The 26,226-nt window shown below is 50.9% G+C and carries 21 protein-coding genes and 1 pseudogene; 10 read left to right on the plus strand and 12 right to left on the minus strand.

The features are described 5' to 3' along the window. Nucleotide 1: 1 nt before the first annotated feature. A complete protein-coding gene (locus JTE88_RS08845) occupies nt 2-580 on the minus strand; it encodes a DUF4825 domain-containing protein (RefSeq protein WP_204424447.1) in 579 nt (192 codons plus the stop codon). Nucleotides 581-651: 71 nt separating this feature from the next. On the opposite strand from JTE88_RS08845, the gene JTE88_RS08850 reads away from it, so the two are divergent. Genes JTE88_RS08850 through JTE88_RS08870 form a run of 5 tightly spaced genes read left to right on the plus strand, consistent with a single transcriptional unit; the run spans nt 652 to nt 4,514 of the window. Then, on the plus strand, nt 652-1,572 hold the full coding sequence (locus JTE88_RS08850) for a DUF4862 family protein (protein ID WP_204424448.1): 921 nt from the start codon (nt 652-654) through the stop codon (nt 1,570-1,572). 4 nt (nt 1,573-1,576) lie between these two features. Next, nucleotides 1,577-2,356 (plus strand): DsbA family protein, encoded by a 780-nt coding sequence (locus JTE88_RS08855; protein ID WP_204424450.1) that lies wholly within the window; start codon nt 1,577-1,579, stop codon nt 2,354-2,356. Between the two features lie 49 nt (nt 2,357-2,405). After that, nucleotides 2,406-2,984, plus strand: a complete 579-nt coding sequence (locus JTE88_RS08860) for a 1-acyl-sn-glycerol-3-phosphate acyltransferase (RefSeq protein WP_204424451.1) — start codon at nt 2,406-2,408, stop codon at nt 2,982-2,984. 3 nt (nt 2,985-2,987) lie between these two features. After that, nucleotides 2,988-3,815, plus strand: coding sequence for an aldo/keto reductase (locus tag JTE88_RS08865; protein WP_204424453.1), 828 nt, complete (start codon nt 2,988-2,990; stop codon nt 3,813-3,815). 3 nt (nt 3,816-3,818) lie between these two features. Further along, nucleotides 3,819-4,514, plus strand: a complete 696-nt coding sequence (locus JTE88_RS08870; protein ID WP_204424454.1) for an HD domain-containing protein — start codon at nt 3,819-3,821, stop codon at nt 4,512-4,514. Nucleotides 4,515-4,526: 12 nt separating this feature from the next. On the opposite strand, the gene dnaB is transcribed toward JTE88_RS08870, so the two are convergent. Beyond that, nucleotides 4,527-5,873 carry a replicative DNA helicase gene (gene dnaB / locus JTE88_RS08875; RefSeq protein ID WP_204425852.1) on the minus strand — a complete coding sequence of 449 codons (1,347 nt, stop codon included), beginning with the start codon at nt 5,871-5,873 and terminating at the stop codon, nt 4,527-4,529. Nucleotides 5,874-6,388: 515 nt separating this feature from the next. Between dnaB and JTE88_RS08880 the strand changes: the two genes are divergently transcribed. Next, complete coding sequence (locus tag JTE88_RS08880) at nt 6,389-7,720, plus strand: MATE family efflux transporter (RefSeq protein WP_204424456.1); 1,332 nt, start codon at nt 6,389-6,391, stop codon at nt 7,718-7,720. A gap of 85 nt (nt 7,721-7,805) precedes the next feature. Here JTE88_RS08880 and JTE88_RS08885 read toward each other — a convergent pair whose 3' ends face one another. The 10 genes and pseudogenes from JTE88_RS08885 to JTE88_RS08930 all read right to left on the minus strand — a co-directional run bounded on the left by JTE88_RS08885 (nt 7,806) and on the right by JTE88_RS08930 (nt 20,443). Beyond that, complete coding sequence (locus JTE88_RS08885; protein ID WP_204424458.1) at nt 7,806-10,592, minus strand: hypothetical protein; 2,787 nt, start codon at nt 10,590-10,592, stop codon at nt 7,806-7,808. Between the two features lie 367 nt (nt 10,593-10,959). Further along, nucleotides 10,960-12,080, minus strand: a pseudogene (locus JTE88_RS08890) (IS1249 family transposase). Nucleotides 12,081-12,357: 277 nt separating this feature from the next. After that, complete coding sequence (rplI, locus tag JTE88_RS08895; RefSeq protein ID WP_204424460.1) at nt 12,358-12,804, minus strand: 50S ribosomal protein L9; 447 nt, start codon at nt 12,802-12,804, stop codon at nt 12,358-12,360. A gap of 21 nt (nt 12,805-12,825) precedes the next feature. Then, a complete protein-coding gene (gene rpsR, locus JTE88_RS08900; protein WP_204424462.1) occupies nt 12,826-13,062 on the minus strand; it encodes a 30S ribosomal protein S18 in 237 nt (78 codons plus the stop codon). A 60-nt stretch (nt 13,063-13,122) separates the two neighbouring features. Further along, a complete protein-coding gene (locus JTE88_RS08905; protein WP_204424463.1) occupies nt 13,123-13,653 on the minus strand; it encodes a single-stranded DNA-binding protein in 531 nt (176 codons plus the stop codon). Nucleotides 13,654-13,671: 18 nt separating this feature from the next. After that, on the minus strand, nt 13,672-13,977 hold the full coding sequence (rpsF, locus tag JTE88_RS08910) for a 30S ribosomal protein S6 (protein ID WP_204424466.1): 306 nt from the start codon (nt 13,975-13,977) through the stop codon (nt 13,672-13,674). A 180-nt stretch (nt 13,978-14,157) separates the two neighbouring features. Continuing rightward, complete coding sequence (locus JTE88_RS08915; protein ID WP_204424468.1) at nt 14,158-16,323, minus strand: transglycosylase domain-containing protein; 2,166 nt, start codon at nt 16,321-16,323, stop codon at nt 14,158-14,160. Nucleotides 16,324-16,325: 2 nt separating this feature from the next. Then, nucleotides 16,326-17,606: an AI-2E family transporter gene (locus JTE88_RS08920; RefSeq protein WP_204424469.1), complete on the minus strand. Its 1,281-nt coding sequence runs from the start codon at nt 17,604-17,606 to the stop codon at nt 16,326-16,328. A gap of 65 nt (nt 17,607-17,671) precedes the next feature. After that, entirely contained in the window at nt 17,672-18,946 is a 1,275-nt protein-coding gene (locus tag JTE88_RS08925; RefSeq protein WP_204424471.1) for an MFS transporter, read from the minus strand. Between the two features lie 3 nt (nt 18,947-18,949). Then, nucleotides 18,950-20,443 carry a CCA tRNA nucleotidyltransferase gene (locus tag JTE88_RS08930; RefSeq protein WP_204424473.1) on the minus strand — a complete coding sequence of 498 codons (1,494 nt, stop codon included), beginning with the start codon at nt 20,441-20,443 and terminating at the stop codon, nt 18,950-18,952. Nucleotides 20,444-20,505: 62 nt separating this feature from the next. Here JTE88_RS08930 and JTE88_RS08935 point away from each other — a divergent pair, with 62 nt between their 5' ends. Genes JTE88_RS08935 through trxB form a run of 4 tightly spaced genes read left to right on the plus strand, consistent with a single transcriptional unit; the run spans nt 20,506 to nt 26,217 of the window. Next, nucleotides 20,506-21,012, plus strand: coding sequence for an NUDIX hydrolase (locus JTE88_RS08935; protein ID WP_204424474.1), 507 nt, complete (start codon nt 20,506-20,508; stop codon nt 21,010-21,012). Further along, nucleotides 21,013-23,103, plus strand: a complete 2,091-nt coding sequence (locus tag JTE88_RS08940) for a DUF6049 family protein (RefSeq protein ID WP_204424476.1) — start codon at nt 21,013-21,015, stop codon at nt 23,101-23,103. It abuts the gene before it with no gap. A 54-nt stretch (nt 23,104-23,157) separates the two neighbouring features. Then, on the plus strand, nt 23,158-25,221 hold the full coding sequence (locus tag JTE88_RS08945) for a protein kinase family protein (RefSeq protein ID WP_204424478.1): 2,064 nt from the start codon (nt 23,158-23,160) through the stop codon (nt 25,219-25,221). Nucleotides 25,222-25,281: 60 nt separating this feature from the next. Further along, nucleotides 25,282-26,217 carry a thioredoxin-disulfide reductase gene (gene trxB, locus JTE88_RS08950; RefSeq protein WP_204424479.1) on the plus strand — a complete coding sequence of 312 codons (936 nt, stop codon included), beginning with the start codon at nt 25,282-25,284 and terminating at the stop codon, nt 26,215-26,217. Nucleotides 26,218-26,226 lie beyond the last annotated feature (9 nt).

A 26,226-nucleotide genomic window follows, 5' to 3' on the forward strand; every position in this document is an offset into this window, starting at 1 on the left:
CTTAGAGTTCTTTGATCTTCGTTGTGGTCTTTCGAACTTCAATAATTGCCCAGACGGCTTCGGGGATGGCACGACGTACCCGGTCCCACGACTGTTCATTGAAGGTGAAAAACATTTCTTCGGGGATAAATGCTTCGACGTCGCTACGGGTCACTTCAATAATTTTCGTACCGCTGGTGTATGACACATAAGTTACGTCTTTAACCATAGTGATAATGACTGCAGCCGAGTAGAGGATATTGCGCTGAGTCATTTCATCTTCTAAATTCACATTCAGCAGATTTACTTTTATGCCAGAGTCAATGATTTGGACGCTAGAAATATCGGTGTTCAGCGGCAAGCTTTGTAATAGCTTATTTGTGTTTTCTTGATCGCCGACATGATCGGCTGCATATTGATAGGACTCACTGGGATTGTGTGTTCGGTAAGAGATATCTGAATACATGTGAAAACCCATTTCAGCATCATTCTTACTGGCAACGTTATACATCCCAATAAAGCCAACGGAAACAACGATCATCACAACAATGACGGTGACGATCGTACGAAACTGAGATATGCCGGCCTTCATGCTTGTCAAAATACCACCTTTGACCCGCTAGCCGTAAACTGGAATAACATGATCTTAGTTTTGGTCGAAAGGTAGCTGAGATGTCTGTCCCGTTCATTATTGGCGCTTACACGTCACTTCCGGCAACGAAACAGGAACAAGCCGAGTACTATCAGATACTTGCGGCCCAACCGTGGGTGAACGGGTTAGAGATTCCATTCCGTGATTCCATCACTGATGACGTCGAATGGTTTGTTTCGCAGCTCTCGGAAAATTTCACCACTAACATGCTGACTCCTATTCCTGGTGTGATGCACCGCGTGGGCAAAGATCCACTTTTCGGTCTAGCGTCACCAGATGAAAGTGGCCAGACTGCTGCCTTGGATTATTTACTCAATGCTTCTTGGGCAATCAAAGCAATAAACGATGCTGCAAACCGCCAGGTTTTTACCCATATTGCCTTACATTCAGCGCCGACAGCTATAGCTGATCCAGTAGTTTTCAATAATTCACTCGATGTTGTCACTCAGTGGGATTGGGATGGCGCGAAACTGGTGATTGAACATCAAGATAAGTTCATCGAAGGCCAAGTTCCGCAAAAAGGTTTCCTCAGCTTAGAGGATGAAATTGCTGCCGCCCGGGCACATGGTATTGGCATCGTCATCAACTGGGGACGGTCTGCAATCGAAGGGCGCAACGCAACAACTCCGTGCGAACATGTGGAGATCGCCGCTCATGCTCAAGCGTTGGCAGGCGTGATGTTCTCTGGTGCGCATGCCGAACCGAATGCGTTCGGCCCGGCATGGAATGATGATCATGTTCCACTCGATACTAACGAGCCAACGTCGTTAATGACCTCAGCCCACGTTGCTGACGTTGCACGCACAGCGGGAAAACAGCAGATTTCGCTGATGGGCGCAAAGGTAAGCATTGGAACCAACGCCTCGTTGTCCACTAGGCTAGACATACTTCGTCATATTGCTATGGCGGCAGGTTCTACTACCGGATTGCAGATAGGGTAAATCTATGAGTCAGCCAACGAACGCAACAAAGCGTAAGCGCAATACTATTGCGGCACTCATTGCACTGTTAACAGTGGCAGTGTTGATCATTACGCTCGTGATTTCGGGAGCTTTTATTAGCCAGCCAGCCAGCAAACCGGCGCCGGCACAAAATACAACCGCTAGTGGCGATGCGCAGAACACTCCCAAGAATGCTGACGGTAGTGAATCTGCTCCAGCAACCAACGAGCTTGATCCACAACTCAAGCAAGCCGTAGAAGCTGAGCATCGCAATGATCCTCACGATCCGCGAGCCCTAGGCTCGATTGATGCGCCGGTGATTATCGAAATGTATTCTGACTATCGATGTGGACACTGCCGCGACTGGTCGTTAACTACGTTGCCGCAACTTCAGGGTTTGATCGACGATGGAACCGTGCGTATTGAATATAATTCTCTCCCGATTTTGGGTGACGCCTCGATTCTTGCCGCTCAGGCTTCCCACGCTGCTGCTCTGCAAAATAAGTTTTGGGACTACCACACCGAACTTTTCGCTAACCCACCAGAAACTACTCCAGAAGCATTAACTGCGCTGGCTGGAAAGCTTGGCATGGATACGGAAAAGTTTGCCGCTGATCTTGTTTCTCCAGAAACTGTGGCAGCTATCAACGATGAACGTAACCGCGGGTTATCGTTGGGAATTTCTGGCACCCCTGCTTTCCTCATCGGATACAGTTTCGTCTCTGGCGCGTTGCCAGCCGATAAGTTCCTCGCCACTATTGAATCTGAACGCCAGCGTTCCTGATCTCTTCTTCCCACAGTGCACTAGAGCCACATCAACACAAGGAATACGTATGTCTCTCAAGCGATTCATTTCTCGCACATTCCAAAAGTTTTCCCGCTGGGAACTACAACTTGATCCTCTTCCGCCGAAGGCTGTGGTGATTGGCGCTCCGCATACTTCCAATTGGGATGCGATCTATATGCTGGTGGCATTTTGGCATGCTGATCGTAACTTGCGCTTCTTAGTTAAAGATTCGGTGATCCACAGTCCGCTTGGGCCGCTTGCGCGAGCAGTTGGCGCGGTTGGTGTGGATCGTAATTCGGCGCATGGGGTGGTGAGCGATATTGCTCGCCAGTTCCGCGAGTCGGACGATTTCACGCTGTGTCTGGCACCGAAGGGTACGCGCGGTAAGCGTGATACGTGGCGTTCGGGTTTCTACCATATTGCGTATGAGGCCGGAGTGCCGGTGGTTTTCGGCTTCATTGATTCACGTACTCGAACATACGGTTGGCGTGATTCATTTATGCTTACTGGCGATCGTAAAGCAGATATGGATCGAATCCGAGAATTTTACGCAAATATTGCCGGAATCAATCCGGAACTGACATCGCAGCCGCGCCTGCGCGACGAATCCCCCGTGGAGGACTGACACATGACTCGACTTTCTACTGGTTACACGATGCCCTCGCTTGGCTTTGGAACCTATCAGGTGCCGGAAGCTGATACCGCTAGTTTGGTACAGCAGGCGTTTGCCGTAGGTTACCGGCATATTGATACGGCACAAATGTATGGCAATGAAACAGGCGTAGGTCGCGCACTAGTTGAATCCGGTATTCCGCGGGAGAGTATTTTTATTACGACCAAGCTCGATAACCCGAACCATGAGGCGGATAAGGCACGCGAATCTTTCGCTCAATCGTTGCGTAACTTGCGTACTGACTATGTTGATCTGTTTTTGATTCATTGGCCGTTGCCGATGTATTACGACGGCGATTTCGTTTCGACGTTTGAAGTTTTGGAGTCTTTCATGAGTGAGGGGCGTGCCCGCTCAGTTGGTGTTTCCAATTTCGAGATCGAACACATCGAGAAGCTGCTGGCTGCTGGGTGTTCGATGCCGGCGGTGAACCAGATCGAGATTCATCCGTATTTCCAAAACCGTGAAGTTGTTGCTTTCTGTCGTGAAATGGGGATCACTGTGGAGTCGTGGTCGCCGTTGGGACGCGGTGACGATCTCAAAGATCCGGTGATCGTGGATATTGCTCGCAAGCATAACGTGACTGCTGCTCAAGTGGTGTTGGCGTGGCATTTGGCAGAAAATTTTGTGGCTATTCCAAAATCGTCGAGTTTGGATCGGCAACGCGAAAACTTCGATTCACTGCGCGTGACGCTGGATGGAGAAGATCTCGCGGCGATTCGTGGACTTGATCGTGGCGAGGCTGGCCGCCGCAGTCCGCACCCGAACGACTTTTCGAAGATGTAACCCATGATTAGTGCCCGTGAAGCGTATGAACCTGCGTTAGCTTTTCTGCAACAACATTTGCTTTCTCCAGATCGTATGGTTGACGGCGAACCGGTGCGTGACGGGGCTCGACGTTACCGTTTTGAGCATAGCCAGCGGGTGGCACGTATTGGCAGGCTAGTTGCTGACGGCGAAGGCTTTGATGCTGATTTGTTGGCGTTAGGGTGCTTGCTCCATGATGTGGGTAAATTCGACGCAGAACGGGCTGTTGACCATGGGCGTGCTGGCGCGTTGATAGCCGATAAGTTTTTAACCGAGCTGGGTTTGCCTAGTGCTCAACGGTTAGAGATTGTTCAAGGTATCGCTATGCATACTGACGATCTGTGGAATCCGCGTACCGACGACGAAGGCACATCTTACGATGTTCATGGTAATCCGTATTTGGTGTTCGATAGCGAGCCGAGTTTGTTGGCGCGTTCGATCGGGGATTGCGATAATATCGACCGCTTCGGTGCTTACCGGGTGGCAGATACGTTGAAATATATTCGCTTCATGGAACTTCCTACAGCCGAGCAGCGCACCTGGTTAGCTGGCTATCGTGGCAAGCTCGATTGGTTGTGGAACCAGCCGTGCGCAACAGCCACCGCTACCCGGTTGTGGCGGGAAGCGGTCGATGTGCAACGTTCATTCTTTGCCCGATTGGCGGAAGAAATCGGTTAATCGGCGAGCTGTTTAGTAATCGTCGGCGGAAGCGTAGTTCGCGAAGCGAGTCAACGAGCCTTGGAATTCGAGCTCGATATCGTCTGATGTTGGGCCTGATCGGTTCTTCCCGACGATAATCTGGGCTGGCGGCAAGGCGCCCATCTCGTCACGTTCTTTTGGACGATTAATGAGGATAACGACGTCGGCGTCCTGCTCCAACGAACCTGATTCACGCAGATCCGATACTTGTGGCTTCTTCGAGTCGCGACGTTCAGTTTCACGGTTCAACTGGGCGATAGCGATAATTGGAATCTCGAGTTCTTTCGCCAATAGTTTGATGGAACGTGAGAATTCTGAGACTTCTTGCTGGCGCGATTCCGGGCTACGTCCGCCAGAGGTGAGCAGCTGGAGATAGTCGATAACGATCATTTCGATTCCGTGCTGTTGGCGCATCCGCCGTGCCTTGGATCGAATTTCCATCATGGTCAGGTTTGGTGAATCGTCGACGAAAAGTGGCGCTTCAGCGATGCGTTCTAGGGTGCGCGAGATGCGTTCCCAGTCGCGCTGTTCGAGTTCGCCGCCGATGAGTTTCGATAGCCATACTTCGGATTCGGCAGCCAACATACGCATCGCTAATTCGTTGCGGTTCATTTCGAGGGAGAAGAATGCGACTGGCTTATTGTCTTTGATCGCGATATGGCGGCAGAAGTCCATAGCGAGCGTCGTTTTACCCATACCTGGGCGGGCAGCGACGATAATCATTTGGTTGGGTCGCAGGCCAAGAAGAACTTTATCAAGATCGTGGAAGCCGGTAGCTAGGCCAGCTAGTTGACCGTCTCGTGCAGAGTTCATTTCGAGTTCTTCGACGAGGCCGGGGATGATGGTGCGAAGTTGTGCGTAATCGTTTGACGATTTCGATTCGCTCATCGCATAGACTTCGGATTGGGCGAGGTTGAGTAGTTCGGTGACGTCGCCGCCGTCGGTGGTGTATCCTAACTGTGCGATTCTGGTTCCGGTTTCAACGAGCCGGCGTAGCATTGCCTGATCGCGAACAATTTGGGCGTAATAGGATGCGTTTGCTGCGGTGGGTACTGCGGATACGAGATCGTGGAGAACTGCGCGGCCACCGACTTGTTCGAGAAGCCCTTGACGTTGAAGCTCTGCGGCGACTGTGATGGCATCCGCTGGTTGGCCGGTGCCGAATAAGTTGAGAATAGTGGTGTATATAGTGGCGTGTGCTGGGCGATAGAAATCTTTTGCGTCAAGCATTTCGAGGACGTCAGCTAGGGCGTCTTTACTGAGCATCATTCCGCCGAGAACTGAGCGCTCTGCTTCAATATCGTGTGGTGGCGTACGTTCATACTGCGAGTTCGACATATCACTCACGATAATTCCTCTATCACTAACTGTTTGGCTTCTTCTAGGTGCAGCTACGAGCACGTATTCGACGTCTGCGGATGTCCCCTGCTTGTCACATCAGTTTCGAGTCGTGCTTTACCTCTGGTAATTATTGCCTATTTTCCACAAAATTGCTGTCGTTATCCGCATACCTACCTAAAGATATCCACAGGCCTGCGAGTACTTGAAGTTTTTATGTGGACAAGTTCCGTGGATTTGTGTATAAACCTGTGGTTAACTACATTAGTTATCCACAGAATTTCACAATTTTATCCACGTGTGTGGAATAGTTTCGCAGATTCGGCGAAACTTCGCCAGAAATTTCTCCACGAATGTGGATAACCTGTGGTTATTTCGAACATTTCTTGCAAGATATATTCACAAATAGACATCAACCACTTTAAGTTTTCGTGTGTCGTCGACGTCGTCGGTGTTTCGGTAGGCTGGAACTAACAACCCTGACCACACTAACCCAACAGATTTGAGGACTCCCCTTGTCTCGCAACGAACTTGCCGATGTTGACGCATCCATTATTCGGCTCGCTTTACCCTCACTCGGTGCGTTGCTCGCAGAACCACTGCTTGTCGCCGTCGACACGACGATGATCGGCAGACTCCCCGGTACTGCACCACTGGCGGGACTCTCACTCGCCTCCACAATTCTGACGACACTTGTTGGGTTATGTATTTTCCTCACCTATGCAACGACTGCAGCTACTGCGCGCGCTGTCGGTGCAGGGAATAAAAGCCAAGGTTATCGATACGGAATCGACGGCATGTGGCTTGCAGCTGGACTAGGAGCCTTCCTCGGCGCTGTTCTTTACTTTGGCGGCCCGATGATCATCAGTTGGTTTGGTCCAGACCCGGCAGTCAGTACCCAAGCGGTGGCGTATCTCCACGCAAGTTCCTGGGGGCTACCCGGAATGCTCATTGTGTTGGCAGCTACAGGCACCTTACGGGGATTTGCTGATGCTCGTACACCATTCAAAGTTGCCACCGGTGGAGCCCTAGCAAACATTCCAATTAACGCATTACTGATCTACGTATTCGGATGGGGAATTATTGGAGCTGGACTTGGTACCGCGTTGGCTCAAACTAGTATGGCGTTGGTGTTAATCGTCATTATTGCTCGGCGAGCACGTGCAGAACATACTTCTCTGCTGGCTTCCGGAGCGGGCGTATTGGGCTCCTTAGCCCAGGCAATACCACTAATTATTCGTACCTTGTCGTTACGTGCCGCGATTCTCCTGCTGATTGCTGGTGCTTCTGGGCTTGGGACGGTTGCGTTGGCAACAAATCAGATCGTCATGACTGTGTGGAATTTTATGTCTTACGGGCTAGATTCGCTGGCCACGGCTGCCCAAATTTTGGTTGGCCAAGCACTTGGTCTCAAGCAGCCGAAAACTGTCAGGCACGTTCTCAATCGGTGTATGCTGTGGGGGCTGTGGGTCGGTATTGGTCTAGGTGTGATCGTTGCTGGACTATCGTTCGTCGTACCGTCAATCATGACGACTGATGGTGACGTGCAAAGCCTCTCTCGTACCGTACTGTGGATTGCCAGTATTGCGATCCCTCTAGCGTCGATTGCTTTTATGCTCGACGGGATACTCATCGGTGCTGGCGACACGAACCGTCTAGCGTGGTACATGCTGGCAACTCTTGCTGCTTTTTCTCCAATTGCGGGAATCATTCTGTGGAATCCACAGTGGTTCACTCAAACATCCGGTATGGCAGTACTCTGGCTCGGGTATGGGGGCGTGACGATGGCTGTTCGTGCAGGTACTCAATTTGTTCGCACCCGCGGGACCGAGTGGATGCATTTATAAATACCAATGCAAAGGGTGGGCATGAACTTTTTCGTTCATGCCCACCCTTTGCATTAACTAGCGATTACTCGCTTGTCTGGTGAGGTCAGCTGTTCTTGCGACGGCGCACTGCGAATGCACCGGCAAGGAGCGAGCCTAGTCCGATTGCTACCAAACCAGCAATATTAAGACCAGTCTTAGCTAGCTTTTCCTTAATAGTTGGAGCAACTGGGGTTTCAGCCACGGTCACTGTGATGGTGTCGAGGACGTTGCCGTCCTTGTCCTTCACGGTAACGATGATCTTGTCGCCAGGCTTTGCATTGTCATTGATGGTTACCTTAATGGAGCCATCCTTGTCAAGCATACCCTTACCAGGACCTTCAGTCTCGATGGTTGTACCACCAGGAACATCGCCACCAATATTTGGAACGGCAATCTCGTCACCTGCGTGACCAGTCTTGTCTTCCCAGTTTGGCGCAGCTGGGCCTTCGGTGGTCTTGATCTTTCCGGAGTCCTTAACGATTAGAGTGTTTGCACCCTTGTCGCCGTCTGGACGCTTGGATTCAATCGTGATTGTGTAGTCGCCATCCTTTGTCTCGGTTGGGGTGCCAGAGATGACACAGCCCTTACCTTCGACGTACTTGATGGTCAGGCCTGTAGCAAGACCTTCAGCCTTGCATACAAGGTCGGTAGCCTTTCCAGGATTCTGGATTGGGATAACAATGTCCTTGATTGGAGTATCAATCTGACCGTTGATGGTTGGAAGGTCACCTTCCACGGAAGGTGCTAGAGCACAACCATTCTTGTCAACCTTGGCACCTGCAGGAGTATCAGCACACTGATCCTCACCAGGCTGCGGATTAGCAGGATCCTTCGGATCAGGAACACCATCACCATCAGAATCCTTCTTAGCAGTATCTGGGTTCACGTCTAGAGCTGGAAGAGTGATATTCACCTTTCCATGCTTCACAATCGGAGTACCAGCACTCTTATCACCGTCAGGCTTAGTAAACTCAACCGTCACAGCGAAAAGCTGGTTCTGAGTCGTGTCTTCAGTTGGAGTACCAGAGATAACACAGCCACCCTTAGCCTTATCATAAGTAACCGTCAAACCATCAGGAAGATCCGTGGCCTTACATACAAGGCCGGTAGCCTTACCAGGATTCTCAACAGGAACGACAACCGGAGTAATCTCCTTGCCCTTCTCACCCTTCACCTCAGGAACATCACCAACGGAAGGTGCTAGAGCACAACCATTCTTGTCAACCTTGGCACCTGCAGGAGTATCAGCACACTGATCCTCACCAGGCTGCGGATTAGCAGGATCTGGGTTCACGTCTAGAGCTGGAAGAGTGATATTCACCTTTCCATGCTTCACAATCGGAGTACCAGCACTCTTATCACCGTCAGGCTTAGTAAACTCAACCGTCACAGCGAAAAGCTGGTTCTGAGTCGTGTCTTCAGTTGGAGTACCAGAGATAACACAGCCACCCTTAGCCTTATCATAAGTAACCGTCAAACCATCAGGAAGATCCGTGGCCTTACATACAAGGCCGGTAGCCTTACCAGGATTCTCAACAGGAACGACAACCGGAGTAATCTCCTTGCCCTTCTCACCCTTCACCTCACGAACATCACCAACGGAAGGTGCTAGAGCACAACCATTCTTGTCAACCTTGGCACCTGCAGGAGTATCAGCACACTGATCCTCACCAGGCTGCGGATTAGCAGGATCCTTCGGATCAGGAACACCATCACCATCAGAATCACCCGGAACTGGGACAATAATGTTAGCAATGCCATCCTTAGTTACAATACCCGGACCTTTGACACCATCAGGCTTCTTGTAGTGAAGAAAAACAGTAACAGTAACAGGACCATCAGTAGCTTCAGTAGGAGTACCAGAAACAACACAGCCATTACCATCTTCGTTGAGCTTAATCATTAACCCGTCAGGGAGTCCTGCAATTGAACAAACAAGACCGGTAGCCTTACCAAGATTCTCGATCGGGATAGTGATCGGATTGATCAACTTATCCTTTTCGCCATTGATTGTAGGAACATCACCAACGGAAGGTGCTAGAGCACAACCGTTTTCGTCAACCTTGGCACCTGCAGGAGTATCAGCACACTGATCCTCACCAGGCTGTGGATTAGCAGGATCATCCTTCGGATCAGGAACACCATTACCATCAGAATCAGGCTTAGCCACAACAGTAACAGTAATCGTGTGTATCACATTATTCTGGCGACCAACAATATCAACTGTAATCTTCTCACCAGGTTTAGCAGTTGGGAACGCACTGATACGAACAGTACCATCTTTCCCCATACTTGCCGTACCATTATTGGATAGATTTCCAATATGAGAACCCTCTGGTACTGGCCCTCCCTTGTTTTCAAAGGTAATCTCGCCACCAGGAACAACAGTTCCTTCCTTATCCCACATTGGAGCCTTTTGCGCCACAACAAACTTAGCATTGAGGCTTTCACTACCACCATTATTTGGATATGTCACAACAACTGGAACCGTAAAAGTCGTTCCAGCATCTGCTTCCACCGGAGTATCCTTTTTATAAGCACCGATGTTATATGTCGACGCACCACCCTCTCGGCTACCTTCAATTCGCACAGTACCGGTGATTGTACGTGGATCTTTCGGATTAGCAACTGCAGATTCGATAACTTCCTGACCAAGATAACTATCTGAATCACTTGCTAATGGCTGATTAGCAGTGAGTAAGTTGGTCGCTGCGTAGGAGGTAGAGCTTAAAGCTCCGGATAAGAACATACCGCTAAGCAAACCTACTGTTCCCAGTAAGGCCACTGGCTTACGCCAGCGCTTAACAGATATGCCCCCCAGACTGTATCTATTTGTTAAATTTAATGACACTCGTAGTGTTCCTTCCTAATAAATACTCAACTGAGTCTTGAAATCTAGGATCTGGGAGACAGCGATCCTTTACCGCTATGCCTAGAGACCATTACAACGACATCGCTCCCTTTTTACCCTCAAAAAATCAATCCTGAGAATGACGCACGTGATATGTCTCAGTTCTTAGGGCTACTATCTCAAAAACCTATGGAATCTCGATAAACATACGTAAAGACAGATACTTAATGTTCGCATATAGGGAAAGGTAGTTCAATTCATTTTCTTGCGCTAGTGCGGAAAAACATATTTCCATACTATCTCAACGCTTACCTTACAAACAGTTGTAGTACAACAGGGCTTATAGGCCAAAATGTGTTGCTGGGGGTTAGTAGGTTTCATGCCAGGTTGCTCCGTGGTGGAAGTTGAGTCCAGTTGACCGCGGTTCCCCAGCGTTCGATCTGGGCTTGTGCGCTGGCTCGATGCCTGGCTTGCTCGAACAGGTCAATGATTTGTTCGTCAGTGATCACTGTTTGTAGGATGCGTGCTGGTGTTGCGGGTAATTCAGTATGCAAGTAGCACCACCACAACACGGTTTTCACTTGACGATCAAGGCTCATCCCCCGGTGAACACGTAACAGTGACCGTAGCTGGGCGTTAATCCCACCCTCGATATGATTCGATGTTGATGCAATAGGATCACCATCGATGTGGAGTGCGGGGTCAAGATAGGTAAACAAGGTACCTTTCTTCACCAGGGTGTTTAACGAGTTCTTAGCCTGAACCAACCGGGCATGAGTGGGAACCCAGCTACCATTTGATGGTCGGGTTTGTTGAGCTAAAAACGTGTGATACGTGGTGTTCCAGTTTGCGAGTTGGCTCATCCATTCCACTGCCTGATCAAAGCTTGTGATATGTAGTAATGCTTTTCCCAGAGCATATAGGTCAACACCTGCCTGGGTGTAAGGACGGGTCGTGGTCTTGCGTTTTCCATGCTAAAGGCATGAAAAACACAGCGTTGAATTCGCGTACCAGGCCAGGTGGTCTTTACCGCGCTAGCTATTGCCTGCCCGCCATCACACACCACAACATCTGGGGCGCGATCCGAGACATTAACGCCTGCCAGGCACGCATTGTTTCTCCTTTAGCCACATACCAGCCAAGGACATGGGTTTTCGTGCACGCTATCAACACCACGAGTGTGCGAGAAAGATAGATGCCATCAATAAACACCACATGATGGACCTCATCAACAACAGGACTGACCGGCCATAGGTGCCAAAAACGCTCGTTACGTCGTCGTAGCGTGCGTGCTTTTACCCCGTGATCAGCCAACGTGTATTTACCAGTAACAAAGTCTAAAAACGCTGTGAAATGACGAACGCGAACATCATAAGAACGACTCTGGGTAGACGAACAAGGCTTACACCGGAAACGCTGCCGGCCAGCACTTGTCTTACCGTGTTTGATCATGACATTGCCACACATTTTGCATCGAGGATATTTCATTCCTCAATCCATACCGAATTCAACACCAACTTTCGGGCAACACACCAAGTAAAAACCACGTTTCCAGCAACACGAAATGGCCAACCACGAATTCGAGTCAAACCCAAATCAAAACCGACTATTACCTGCTACATCAACGAAAAGTAGCCCGAAAAACAACACGATCTGGCCTATAAGCCTACAACAGACTCCTGCGGTAAAAGCGAATAAAAAATGCGGTGGCAGGACTTTTGATCCATACCACCGCATCTCATTTCGTGGTGAAAACCACAAATTTTCACTCGGCAATAACAGCAATTTTAATACTAGCTACAACCTCAGCATGAAGCTTGATCTGACCGGTGTAGTCACCAACAGACTTGATGTTAGTGTGCAGGTTGACCGATCGGCGATCAACTGGCTTGCCGGCAACCTCGGATGCTGCAACAGCAACATCAGCAGTTGTCACAGCGCCGAAGAGGCGACCGTTAGCACCAGCAGTCTTGGTGATGGTGAGAACGGTTGCTTCGAGAGCGTCACGCATTTCGCGCGATGCTTCGATATCTTCAGTTGCACGCTTACGGCGTGATTCTGCGATCTGATCGATCTGACGCTGTGCACCCTTGGTCCACACTGTAGCGTAGCCACGTGGGATCAAGAAGTTACGAGCGTAGCCGTCCTTGACGGTAACGACTTCGCCAGCACCACCGAGGTTCTCAACTTCGTGAGTGAGGATAATCTTCATAATCTATCTTTCCTCTCTCAATCAGCGAGCGGAGCTCGTGTACGGCAAGAGAGCCATCTCGCGTGCGTTCTTCACTGCACGAGCGATCTGACGCTGCTCTTGAACGGAAACGCCAGTAACTCGGCGGGAGCGGATCTTACCGCGGTCCGAGATGAACTTGCGTAGGGTTGCGGTGTCCTTATAATCGATGACGGCAATCTTAGCTACCTTCAACGGATTGGACTTCTTCTTTGGCTTGCGCAATACAGGCTTTGCCATTGTGATTCCTCTTTCGATTGCGAGATAACCGAGCGTGAAACGCGGTTATCCCAAAAAGTCTTAGAACGGTGGAGCATCATCAAACGACGAGCCACCGGCTGGTGCTTGACCCCACGGATCGTATGCGGATCCGCCGGCCGGAGCATCGTAGGAAGCGCGACCTTGCTGGCCACCTCCCTGGTTAAAGCCACCTTGATTCTGGTTGAAGCCCCCACGGTTTGCTCCACCTTGAGTACGCGTCACCTGCGCGGTTGCGTAACGCAAAGATGGACCAACTTCATCTACCTGCATCTCAATCGATGTGCCCTGTGAGCCATCTTGACGCTGATAGTTACGCACCTGGAGCTTTCCAGTAACCACAACACGCATGCCTTTCGACAGGGTTTCAGTCACGTTCTCAGCATATTCACGCCAAACAGAACAACGAATGAACATGGCTTCGCCATCTTCCCATTCGTTTGTTTGACGGTTCAGGTTACGTGGAGTGGAAGCCACGGTAAACGAGGCAACAGGCGTACCCGAGCCAACGTACTTGAGTTCCGGATCTGCAGTGAGATTTCCGACGACGGTGATAATCGGTTCGCCAGCCATGGTTTACTCCAGTTTCTTTCAGGCTTCGGTGGTAGCTACTGGCTCGTAGCGCAGAAGCTTGGTGCGCATGATCGACTCATTCAAGCCGAGCTGGCGGTCAAGTTCCTGAGCGGTAGCCGGGGTAGCAGTCATGTAGACAACTACGTAGATACCTTCGGACTTCTTATTAATCGAGTAAGCGAGACGGCGCTTACCGAGGATGTCCACGTTATCGAGGGTTCCACCCTCTGCTGGGACAACGGCGAGCAACTTCTCTAGGGTTCCCTGGAGAGTACGCTCATCGGTTTCAGGATCGAGGATGATCATCATCTCGTACTGACGCATGTGTACCCACCTCCTCTGGACTAAATACGGTCATGGTCTTTCCATGACAGGAGGGTCATGCTGTGCGCATTGGACGCACTGTATAAAGACTACCTGAAGAATGACGATAGCGCCGTGCGTTTTTCACCACACAGCGCTATCGTCCTCGTCACGAAAATCAATCAGATCACGGCCCAGCTATCAATTATTTCGTTGATTGGCTCCCCCGTCTTGATTCTCCGGATCATTGTTATTCGGTTGTTCTGCAGGAGCATTGCCTTCGCCAGCATCTTCCGCTGGCTTCTCCGGCGCTGGCATTGGTTGCGGCGGCGGAACTGGCTGCGAAGGATCCTCATCAGGTTGCTCGACGGCTGGCTCTTCTTCCTTCGGCTCCTCAACTGGCGGCGGCGGAGGAGGAGGCGGGAAACGCTTGTTAATAATGTTCCTCGCATTCGGGAACTTCAGTTTCTCCATACCTTCTAAGGCGACCTCTAAATAATTCAACGCAATATGCTGCGGCCACGTAGAACCGGTCACTAAGCTCACGCCACCAAACGGGGTGATATCCTCTTCGCTACCATCTTCACCCACCTGATACATGTCAACAACCGTAACCAGGTTCGGAGTATAGGATGCTACCCACCCAGAACGCGGACCGGTAGAAGTACCCGTCTTTGCTGCAATATCCCGGTTCAAAGTTGCTAGATCGGAAGCCGTTCCATACGGTGCAGTACCACCTTGAATAACATAAGTTGCCATCGTTGCAACATCGGCAGTGAGAACCTGCTCCGAAGAAGTATCGCCGCGATAAATCACGTTGCCTTGTGGATCTTGCACTTCGCGAACAATATGTACCGCATTTGGTCGGCGACCACCGCTAGCCAAGGAGGACAAAGCCCGCGACATTTCTTTAGCGGTTGGCGACGCCGAACCCAAAATGTTTCCAGCATTATTATCCAACCCAACCAGATCCTTCGGCAGACCAAGATCTACCGCCATCTTTGCTGTAGCTGCCGGACCAATCTTTTCATTAAGCTTAATAAACCCAGTATTAACTGAGTAGGCGATCATGTCTCGTAACGGCAGGTTTCCAAATGAGGCGTTACCGAAATTACTGAAAGTCAGATTAGTTCCCGGAATCGTATATGAAGCAGGCGAACTAAAACTCGTGTTAGGTGACAACCCACTCTTGAGTGCGGCAGCCACACCAAAAACCTTGAACACCGATCCTGCCTGGGCACGATCTTGGGTAGCGCTATTGCGTTGCCGGGTCGCATAGTCACGGCCACCATACATCGCCACAGTTTCACCGTTCGTTGGATCAACCGACATCAAACCCACATAGTTATTCTCCGGGCGATCCTCAGGAAGCGAATTAACCGCATCTACGGCAGCTTGCTGCTTCGCCTTATCGATCGTCGTCACAATCGTAAAACCACCACGGTCAATCTGCTCATCGGTAAACCCAGCGTCGTTAATCAACTCAGAACGAACCTCTTGAAGCAAATAACCATCCGTGCCGCTCATACCTGACTGCGAGGCACTCGGATCAAGAGTTTCAGGGAACACAACAGCATCAGCATCAGCTTGAGTAATCCATTCATCTTCAACCATACGCCGCAGAACACGGTCAAACTTCACCTTCGCCGTATCCGGATCAACAGCTGGATCCCACGCCGACGGTGCCGGAATAACAGCCGCTAACAACGCAGACTGAGAAATATCCAGATCCTTAGCGGAAACACCGAAATAGTTCCGTGCAGCAGACTCAATTCCGTATGCGCCGCGGCCAAAATAAATCGTGTTCAAATAACTATTAAGAATCTGTTCCTTAGACTGCTCCCGGTCGATCTTAATCGCCAAGATAAGTTCCCGAACCTTACCGGTCAGCGACGTATTTTGACCGGTATAGTAACGCTCCGCATACTGCTGGGTGAGCGTCGATCCACCCTGGGTAGGGTTACCCTGGATGTTATTCCACAATGCTCGCGCAATACCCTTCGGATCAACACCGTTGTTTTCGTAAAAACCACGATCCTCTGAGGAAATAACCGCATGCTGTAAAGCTTCAGAAATATCTGCAAGCTCAACCGAACGCCGATCAGCTTCCGCGAACTTCCCGAGCATTTCAGACCCATCGCCGTAATAAACCTCGGTGGATTGCGCCAACGCGAAATCATCTGGCTCTGGGACATTGATTGCCACATACAACCCGATAAATGTTCCAATACCTAACGCAAAGGACGCAAATATCGTGCCGAGAACTACTCGCCATGAAGGAATCCACCGATGCACCGGACCATAGCCTGCCCGCGGATAATTCCATCCACGTTTACGTGGCTTTTTCGTCTTCTTCTTTGGGCTCACTTTTACTTGCTTTCTTTCTTCGACGAACGCTTCAACTGCCGGCTCAACGCTTCGAGCTTCGGCCGATAATGCATCCGTGCTTTACGTTCAAGTTCCGAAAACGGATTAAGGAATTCTGGAAGATCGTCCTCACGCCCTGCTGCTGAGTCATAATAACCATCCTTGAAACGACGTCCGGCCTGGTTTTCAGAAACCAGATACACATCAAGCCACCGAGTACGCGGATCCGAATCAACAAGCAAAGCCTTAAAGAACAAGGTCAACGGGACAGCCAGAATTGATCCGAGCATACCCACAATCGAGGTCCACACAATCAGGGAGAAGAATGTGACCGACGGCGAAAGCCCGACAATATCGCCCGTTAGTTTCGGTTGGATCAAGGTTTGGATAACGACGTTGATCACTGTGTATGCGATGAGGACCCACACCATCGTCTGCCAACCAGAATCAAGAAGACCAATGAGCATCGGCGGAATAACACCCACCACGAAACCAATATTTGGCACATAGTTCGTAATAAAAGCCCAGTAGGCCCAGGTCCACGCTAGCGGAATCGCCATCCACTGCAAAACGATGCCATCGATACCTGCAACTAAAAGTCCGAAAACCGTTGTCACGATCCAATAGTGGCGTACCCGCTTTTCAAAACCGCGCAATGCTTCGCCCATGTTCCAATGATCTTGTGAAACGATGGCGGCTCGCGAGCGCGTCACCGTCGTATCGATTGTTAGGAAGAAAGCTGCGATAGCAACGATAGACATCAATCCAGCTACAGAGAACAGTCCGCCAATAAGGCTCCACGTCCATGCCACGATTGAATTAACGTTGAGTTGGTTGGCATATGACATCAGATCACGTGTGTTCACACCTTGACCCTGCAACCACTGCAAAAATCCGTACATGGTGGATTCGAACTTGCCAGAATATTCAACGACCATGTCTGGCACAGGCGTCAGCGACCATACAGTTAACGCCAGTAGTGCAACGATAATTGCCAATGTTAAGACCAGCGTTGTTAGCGAGGCAAACCATGACGGGAGGTGATGACGCATCATAAACTGGCCGAAGGGACGCAATGCCAACACTAACGTGAACGCTAAAAACAACGGCGTGAAGACGTCAGCTATCGAATGAACACCTATCCCTACAACAGTGAGCAACGCTAAAACAGCGAGAATCATGAAACCGTTGGTGTTCATGTCGACGACGGATTCATCACCATCACCGTGGCGATTGTGGTCCTCAGCGACGACGACGGCGTCGTCAACCTTTTCTTGACTCATGCTGTTCTCCTTAAATAAGAGTGACGTATATGCATACGTGCTCCTATTGTGCCAAAATACCACTGCTAGTGCGGTAACCGAACAACACTATGATAAATGAGCGCACCTGCACTATAAGCTAGGGCACAGCCAATGTTGACTGTTGGTGACCATCCCGATATTGGCAACACTATCGTCGCTAAGACCGAGGATCCTACTAGAGCGGCGTTAAAGAGCATGTCGTAAAGCGAAAAAGCCCGGCCACGATATCTATCTGCCGTATCGCGTTGGATGATGGTATCAACCGAAATTTTTACTCCTTGAACACTCAACCCAAAAATTCCGAAAACCACGAAGAGGAGCGGTAACCGGTAACTGAATGACCAAGCTAACTGCCCGCCAGCACTGAGTGCCAAACACACCAAAATCCATAAGTGGGCGCCTATCAACCGGTGTGCAAAAGGTGTGGCAACAATCGCGCACGCATGACCGATAAATGACACGGCAAGGATAGCCGCGAAAACCGTAAAACCAGAATCTGTTGTGGCAAAATCTGACACGGACGAGTCAACCAATATATTTCGGCTCATCACCAGTAACATCATGAGGGACAAGCCGTAGAGCAGTCGATGCAACGCCATTAAGGCAAGCGCATATCCGGGCGTGCGTTGCGCGATCACGTAGCGCACCCCATCAGCAAGTTGCGTGAAAATCTGGTGTGCCGACCAGTGCCGGATCTCTCGCGGCCCCAGGCTTCGCTCCTGCATTGCCCCTGCTGTCGCACTCGCTGCAATGAACAATAAGCCTGCTAAAAGCAACGCGGTAATATCACGCCACACCCCAACGTCGAGCGTGGCAGTTAACCCGAAACCGATCGCAGCACCACAGCTAGCCGCAATCGACCCTACGGTTGGAACAATCGAATTCGCCACCACGAGCAGCCGCTGTGGCAGCGTATGCGGCAGCCCGGCAGAAAGCGCCGCCAAAATAAACCGATTAACTCCCAGTAACAGTAACGCACCAACGAATATAGCTGATGTACCAGGATCGATAGCCAGCAACCCAGCTAACCCCAGTACGCCACCAGCGCGCAGACAATTACCCCACACCAGAATTCGACGTCGATCCCACCGATCTAGAAGCGGACCCACAAACGGCACCACCACCGTAAACGGCAACAACATCACCGCAAACGCGAGCGCAACATCCGCCACATTCCCCGCCCGATATGGGGAAAATAGAATCACACTCGCTAAGCCTGCTTGGAATAAGCCGTCTCCAATTTGTGAAAACAACCTGACAGTGAGCAGTTGACGAAAGAGCGGATAGGGAAGGATCCGGTTAAGATGCACATCCATCATTGATTAAGCGTTGCGTTGCTGCCACCACGCTTGAAGACGTTCAGTTGCGACCTCTTCTCCTAGCGGTCCTTCTTCCATGCGCAGCTCCAGTAAGAAACTGTATGCTTGGCCCACTTCCGGGCCCGGTTTCAGATCAAGTAGCTCCATGATTTGTTGACCGTTGAGATCTGGGCGGATCGCATCGATTTCTTCTTGTTCTTTCAACAATGCGATACGTTCTTCAAGATCGTCCATACCAGCAGCGAGCCAGCGAGCTTTGCGCTTATTTCGGGTCGTCACATCGGCGCGCGTGAGACGATTAAGGCGCTCTAGTTGCGCTCCAGCATCAGCGACATAGCGGCGAACTGCCGAATCTGACCACCGTTGTTCTCCATAACCATGGAATCGTAAATGCAGTTCAACCAGACGTGCCACAGCTTTCGTCGTCGCCTTATCGAACCGTAACGCCTTCATGCGCTTGGCAACCATTCGGGCGCCGACGACGTCGTGCGCATGGAACGTCACAGTGCCGTCGGATTCGTAACGGCGAGTAGCTGGTTTGCCAATATCATGCATGAGCGCGGCGAACCGCAAAATAAAATCTGGGCTAGGTACTTCGCCGTCGTCATCAGTTTCGAGAGCAATCGCCTGATCGAGCACGGTGAGAGTATGTGTGTAGACGTCTTTATGCAGCCCGTGTTCATCGACGGTGTCACGCAGTTGGGCTAGTTCTGGCAAAACGATATCGGCGACGCCAGTGTCGACCAGAAGCTCAAGACCTTTGCGGGCGTGTGACGAAATAATAAGCCGGTGAAGTTCGGATTGGACTCGTTCAACAGAGACGATCTCGAGACGTTGTGCCATATCGGTCATGGCTTCGCGCACGTCGTCGGCAACCTCGAAACCAAGTTGGGCAGTGAAGCGCGCGGCACGCATAATGCGCAGCGGATCGTCGTCGAAACTTTGCCGGGCAGTAACCGGGGTGCGTATAACCCCGGCGATCAGATCGTCGAGGCCGCCGGTTGTGTCTGCAAGTTCCATAGATGGAAGGCGGATTGCCATCGCGTTGACAGTGAAGTCGCGGCGGGTGACGTCACCTTCAAGGGTATCGCCGTAGTGGACTCCCGGCTTACGAGAGTCGGCGTCATACTCCTCCGTACGGTATGTTGTGACTTCAACCACATAACCGTCTTTTGAGGCTCCGATCGTGCCAAAATCACGACCAATATCCCAATGCGCACTACCCCACGATGCTAGCAACCGTTCGGTTTCATCAGGGCGCGCCGACGTCGTGAAATCATAATCATGAATCGGTAAACCAAGAAGCGCATCGCGAACAGGTCCACCTACCATTGCCAATTCGTAGCCATTACGTGCGAAAATAGAACCTAGTTCCAGAATTGCCGCAGGCAACTCACTGAGGCGCCGATGCGCTTGAGTAAGTAGCCGGGCACGCTGATTAACATCAGTGTCCGTCGTCGTCGTATGAGAATTGAATACAGAATCGCTTGAAGTCACCCTCCTAGAGTGCCACGAAAGGCGCTGTTAAGCACATTCTCAGCGACTGTGAAGTAGAAGTTATGTCGCGAAAATATCCGGCTCCGCCACCAAACGGACCGCGTCGAAGCCATTCGGCGCGGCGTTCACCTCTACCCATTGTGAACGAAACCTCAGCTGGTGGAGTCATTATTTCAGTAAAAGAAGGTCGCGCCTACGTCGCCGTTATCGCACGTAGGAACCGCGGCGGACGCCTCGAATGGTGCCTACCCAAAGGCCACCTTGAAGGCCTCGAAACCGCACAACAAGCAGCCGTGCGAGAAATCTCCGAAGAAACCGGCATCACCGGGCGCGTCCTGCGCCACCTAGCCTCCATCGACTACTGGTTCTCCGGCCACGACCGGCGAGTCCATAAGGTCGTTCACCACTTCCTCCTCGAAGCTCTCCACGGCACTCTCACCGTCGAGAACGATCCGGACCACGAAGCTGAAATGGTTGAATGGGTACGTATCGATCAGGTGGCAGCCCGCCTCGCATACCCAAACGAACGACGCATCATCAGCGTCGCACGCACACTCCTGGAGGCGTAGATGAAACGACAGATTGTCAATAGCATCCTTGCAACGCTCACCGCAGTGGCTATTCCACTGGGCGGGGTTTTCCTCCCCACCCACTCACCCATATCCCAAACCACGTTCGCATACGCCAGCCCGCAAGAACCACAACTGACCATCACCTCAGTCGGCGAACCAACACTTGCTCCCGGGGCGGACCTTACGCTCAGCGTCGAGCTGATAAACCCCACCGGCGAACCAATGACTATTACCGGATTCAATGTCCGATCCCAATCCTGGCCTGCAACGACGACCGTTGCTGTCTCCACCTGGCTTTCCGGAAGAACCTACGGCTACTCCTTATTCTCAGCCGACGCCGAACTTGCCATACCCGCTGGCCAAAGCATCACCCACACGCTCACTATTCCACGTTCAACTATCGAATGGGCAAATACTGCTAGTGCCTGGGGGCCGCGCGGAATCGAAGTCAACGCCTTCACTGGCGACGGTGATGAACTATCTGATCGCTCGTTCGTCATCGTTACTCCCGATGTTGAGTTGACGCGCACGACTTTTACCGCAGTCGTACCGGTTGTTCAGCCCCTGCCATCGCATGCCGTAACAATCCCAGAACTCATCGGAAACGTTTTAGCCGAAACTGAAAACGAAACCCTCGAATCCGGGACTGGAAGCACTAACTCTGGCGCTGGAAACACCGAATCTGGCGCCGAATCCCAAAAAGCTCAGACACAAGCAGGATTAGACTTTTCTGCACAATGGGACTTCCCGGGCGTCACCATCATGTCCGACCCAATGAGTGACCAACAGCTAGATTTCAAGGTTGCCGAACACCAACCACTACCATCATTCGATGCCGACCTTGCAGCCCTAGCGCACTCACAAAATCCCGAACGTGTCAACAAATTCCTGCGCACTGGAATTCCACACACGTTCATTCCAGCTGGACCAACAGATCTCACAACGCTGAGAACTGTCCGAGCTTCCGGGATATCCACCGCAATCCTCAGTGATTCTGAGCTCGTTCCCGCCTCTGCGCAGCTTTATAACGACGACGCACACACAACGCTTGATGTCGACGGCGAACCGATGCCTATCGTCGTCGCCAACGCCACACTATCGCATGCGATCAACGGTCATCTGCTGGTCAATGGCGAGAATATTGATCTTGACCCACTTGATAGCCGCCAAGCTGCCTTAGCTATCTCCGCAGTGTTGTACCGTCAGCAACCGAATAACCAGCGTGCTGTAGCCGTACTATTACCTCGAACGAAAATAGATTCGCCGCAAATACCTCATGCAGCACGCAACGTTGCAGCCTTGGCGCAAGCTCCCTGGAATAAAGCAGCCTCGCTTACCACACTTCTATCCACACCAACCGTGGATTTTGATTATGAAAATCTACCGGAAACTCTTATATCAAATGGCGAGATCAACGATCAAGGCCTTCGGAATTACGACCAAGCTTTATCGGTAGCTCACCAAGTTGCCGGTATTTTCAACGTTGGTTCCCGGCTCGAACTCGCAATCGATAAGTACGCCGGTACTGTTCTTAGTAGCGCTTGGCGTCAAGATCCACAAAACCGTGACACTTTTATCGACGCATTCAAGATTATCGATAGGCAGGCAATCAGGGTCGAAAAATCGTCGACGATCAATTTGATTTCTACCAGTTCTTCACTACCCGTGAGAGTAAAGAACTCCTATAATTATCCAATCACCGTGACAGTATCTCTCGACGTTCCAGATTCACGTTTACACCCAACCGATTCTGATCGCCTAACCATTCCAGCTAATAGTTCCGCCCAAGCGATGATTCCAGTAGAGGCATGGGGGTCAGGAAATCTGAACATCACTGTCAATATCACCACAGCAAGTGGATTGACTATCGGTGAATCCTCCCAAGTTCACGTTCGTGTGCGCGCCGATTGGGAAAATACTGGGACTGCGGTGATCGCTTTACTAGTCGGAGCACTGTTTATCACCGGCGTCTATAAGTCAATTAAGAAGGGGCGACGCTCCCAACCTCTAGATCCTCGCGCGGCTTCTCTCGCGACCGCACAACGACTCCACACCCACAACACGCGGGATCTACCGAACTCAGAGTAGACTAAAGCTGTAGTGTGTCCAGCTACTGAAAGATGAACATATAAGGAGACGACTGTGGGTAAAACCTATGCCTTTGCAGGAAAACGCATAGCTGACCGTTTTGAACTCATGTTTCCCGTCTCCACACGGGCAAATCGGTATCGTTCATCGGTATGGGCCGCTCGCGATACTGCGCGGTCAGTAGAGATCCGCGCTATCGTAATCGACCCTGATTTTCCGGACGTTGATGCTGTATTGGACGCCGCGCGGCGTACGTCATATCTTCAAAATAGCGACGACGTTGCTGCTTCCATGGTGATGACTGTCGCCGTCGTCGGGCAAGGTGGTGACTATGCCGTTTTCACCGAGGTTCCACCCGGCAGGCCATTGTCTGATTTCCTGGCTGATCGACCACTCGAACCCGAACTCGTTCGATCGATTATTGGCGAAATAACCTCTGCGATCAATTCAGTGCGACACCAAGGGATCCGGCATCTTGCTCTGGATGCAGACGATATTTATATCACCGACGCCGGCAATGTTGTTATCGACGGATACGGCATCAATGCCGTGATGAATAGTGTTCCACGTGATCTTGAAACACCTGAACTCGATCGCCGTGAAGCCGAAGGACTCGTGTCCCTCATGGCGAGCCTGCTTCTTGGACGCCATGTTTCACGTGAAACTTTCGACAGTCTCGATACTGACCTCATCCAAGATGCAGTTTCTATCCCGGACTTACCGACCGAAATTAAGAGTATTCTAGAGACCTATCTCGAAGGCAAGGCACCTGCGTCGAGCAACAACTTACTACTCGAACTCGTACCGTGGGAAGACATCGATGTCACTGCACTCTCACACTTTGCACCAACCGTTCCAGAAATAGCTGTGGACACGGCTGAGCCAGCCGACATCGCTATTGATTTCTCGGCAACCGCTTTCCCGAAGATTTTCGACGACGATAACGGAACGGCCGAAGAAGGCAATGACCAAGAAAACGAACTTGGTGAGGGTAATTCTACATCCGATGAAACTCCTGTTGCTGATTCAGATATGGAAACCGCCGGCACCGACGAGGTTTTCACTGTCGCCGATACTAAAGAATCCGACGTCGATGCGGAGCTACTCGATGACCCTGTACAAACCCCGGAACAAGCAGCAGAAAAGATCAATACACTTCTGGGGATTTCAGCAGATGCAGATGCTCCGGAAATCGATTCTTGGCCAAAGATCGGCGAGATAGAGCCGTCGGCACCACAGACAGATGAAGCCTCCGAGTCAGCTGAAAATCGTGAAGATAGCGAAACTCTGGTGGTTAACGAGACTTCAGAAGGTCAAGATGAGCCAGGGGTTGTTGCAGCTCGGGCGGTTGCCGTCATTGAAGACGACCCACAGATAACGCCACCTGTACCGAGTACGACGACGAAACTACACGGTAGCCTTAATGCAAAAATCTCTCAAGCATCTAGTGCACTACAGTCAGCTGGTGAAAATATCCAGAAAAAACGGAAGATGACGATCAATTCATCAACATTTGTTATCCTCATCCTGGTTGCTATCGTAGTTATTGCCGCTGTTTTTGGAATCTCGAATTTACTTAAGCCATTGCGGGACGTTTCGATAGTTTTACCAGACTCCCAGGACGCTACCTCAGAACAACAAGACAGTGAAGCAAAACAAGCCTCTGGTGAGGCAGCTGTAAAACCAGCGCTCGCATCGGTAGAGCTGGTTGACCCCGATAGTGCCCAATTCTTCCCCGACGACGACGAACCGAACTATCCAGAAAATGTCGGACGGATAGCTGACGGTAACCCCGAAACAGTCTGGCAATCGTGGTATTTCAATGAGCCAGGGATGGGTGCAATCTCCGGAATCGGACTGCACGCCATCTTCGAAAAAGAAGCACACGTATCAGCGTTAGTTATGAATATTGCTGGAAAGGGTGGCAACGTTCAAATTAAGACTGGAGCTGACCCGAACGCTGGCGAACTCTTATATGAAGGGCCAGTCGATGGACTGACCACAGTGACCTTCGATCAGAAGCCAGTAACCGCAGACTTACTCATCTGGTTCACTGAATTACCAGTCGATAACGCGGGACTCAACCGCATTTCCTTGGCTGACATTTCGGTGGAATAATCCACAACAACAATACGTATATAGTTATACCTGTTATATCCACAAGCAAAGAGGTTTTTCATGAGTAAAATTCACGACGTCGTCATCGTCGGTTCTGGTCCAGCTGGCTGGACTGCAGCAACCTACACCGGACGTGCCGGACTTAAGCCAATTGTGCTTGCCGGGACACTTGCCGCTGGTGGCGCCCTCATGACAACCACAGAAGTTGAAAACTTCCCCGGTTGGCCAGAGCCCATCATGGGTCCTGAGTTGATGATGCGTATGCAAGAACAAGCAGAGCGTTTTGGCGCTGAAGTTCGCTATGAAGATGCAATCTCTTTCGACTTATCTTCCGACATCAAAACCGTCACCACTGACGACGCTACCTATCACACAAAAACCGTCATTCTCGCACTGGGATCTGAATATCGCAAACTTGGGCTAGAAGGGGAAACAACTTATTCTGGTAAGGGCGTTTCCTACTGCGCGACGTGTGACGGTTTCTTCTTCAAAGGGAAGGAAATCGCCGTCATTGGCGGTGGCGATTCGGCAGTAACTGAAGCAATCTTCCTTTCTCGTTTTGGTACTACTGTTCACCTCATCCATCGTCGTGACGAATTGCGTGCTTCTAAAGTTATGGCCAAGCGCATCGCCGATATTGAAAACATCAAGGTGCACTGGAACTCCAAAGTTGCTGAAATCAACGGAGCAGGTGGACTCGAGTCACTTACCCTCGAAGATACGATAACTGGAGAACAATCAGAATTGCCCATTTCAGGAATGTTTGTTGCAATCGGTCACGATCCTCGAACAGCTGTTCTTAACGGTCAAGTTGACCTAGATTCGCACGGCTATATCAAGGTTGATTCGCCTTCTGCAAAAACCTCCATTCCAGGAGTTTTTGCCTGTGGCGACGTCGTCGACTCTACTTACCAGCAGGCTGTGACAGCTGCCGGTAGCGGATGCGTAGCAGCGCTCGATGCCGAGACTTACTTGATTAACTTGGAGGCTGAATAAGTAACGAAG

The sequence above is a fragment of the Arcanobacterium phocisimile genome (genome assembly GCF_016904675.1).
GTDB classification, from domain to species: Bacteria; Actinomycetota; Actinomycetes; order Actinomycetales; family Actinomycetaceae; genus Arcanobacterium; species Arcanobacterium phocisimile.

What these genes read in the sequence shown, in the direction of transcription:
- JTE88_RS08850 (WP_204424448.1), top strand. Translation starts at nt 652, where the DNA reads ATGTCTGTCCCGTTCATTATTGGCGCTTACACGTCACTTCCGGCAACG.
- JTE88_RS08855 (WP_204424450.1), top strand. Translation starts at nt 1,577, where the DNA reads ATGAGTCAGCCAACGAACGCAACAAAGCGTAAGCGCAATACTATTGCG.
- JTE88_RS08860 (WP_204424451.1), top strand. Translation starts at nt 2,406, where the DNA reads ATGTCTCTCAAGCGATTCATTTCTCGCACATTCCAAAAGTTTTCCCGC.
- JTE88_RS08865 (WP_204424453.1), top strand. Translation starts at nt 2,988, where the DNA reads ATGACTCGACTTTCTACTGGTTACACGATGCCCTCGCTTGGCTTTGGA.
- JTE88_RS08870 (WP_204424454.1), top strand. Translation starts at nt 3,819, where the DNA reads ATGATTAGTGCCCGTGAAGCGTATGAACCTGCGTTAGCTTTTCTGCAA.
- dnaB (WP_204425852.1), bottom strand. Translation starts at nt 5,873, where the DNA reads ATGTCGAACTCGCAGTATGAACGTACGCCACCACACGATATTGAAGCA.
- rplI (WP_204424460.1), bottom strand. Translation starts at nt 12,804, where the DNA reads ATGAAGATTATCCTCACTCACGAAGTTGAGAACCTCGGTGGTGCTGGC.
- rpsR (WP_204424462.1), bottom strand. Translation starts at nt 13,062, where the DNA reads ATGGCAAAGCCTGTATTGCGCAAGCCAAAGAAGAAGTCCAATCCGTTG.
- JTE88_RS08905 (WP_204424463.1), bottom strand. Translation starts at nt 13,653, where the DNA reads ATGGCTGGCGAACCGATTATCACCGTCGTCGGAAATCTCACTGCAGAT.
- rpsF (WP_204424466.1), bottom strand. Translation starts at nt 13,977, where the DNA reads ATGCGTCAGTACGAGATGATGATCATCCTCGATCCTGAAACCGATGAG.
- JTE88_RS08920 (WP_204424469.1), bottom strand. Translation starts at nt 17,606, where the DNA reads ATGAGTCAAGAAAAGGTTGACGACGCCGTCGTCGTCGCTGAGGACCAC.
- JTE88_RS08925 (WP_204424471.1), bottom strand. Translation starts at nt 18,946, where the DNA reads ATGATGGATGTGCATCTTAACCGGATCCTTCCCTATCCGCTCTTTCGT.
- JTE88_RS08935 (WP_204424474.1), top strand. Translation starts at nt 20,506, where the DNA reads ATGTCGCGAAAATATCCGGCTCCGCCACCAAACGGACCGCGTCGAAGC.
- JTE88_RS08940 (WP_204424476.1), top strand. Translation starts at nt 21,013, where the DNA reads ATGAAACGACAGATTGTCAATAGCATCCTTGCAACGCTCACCGCAGTG.
- trxB (WP_204424479.1), top strand. Translation starts at nt 25,282, where the DNA reads ATGAGTAAAATTCACGACGTCGTCATCGTCGGTTCTGGTCCAGCTGGC.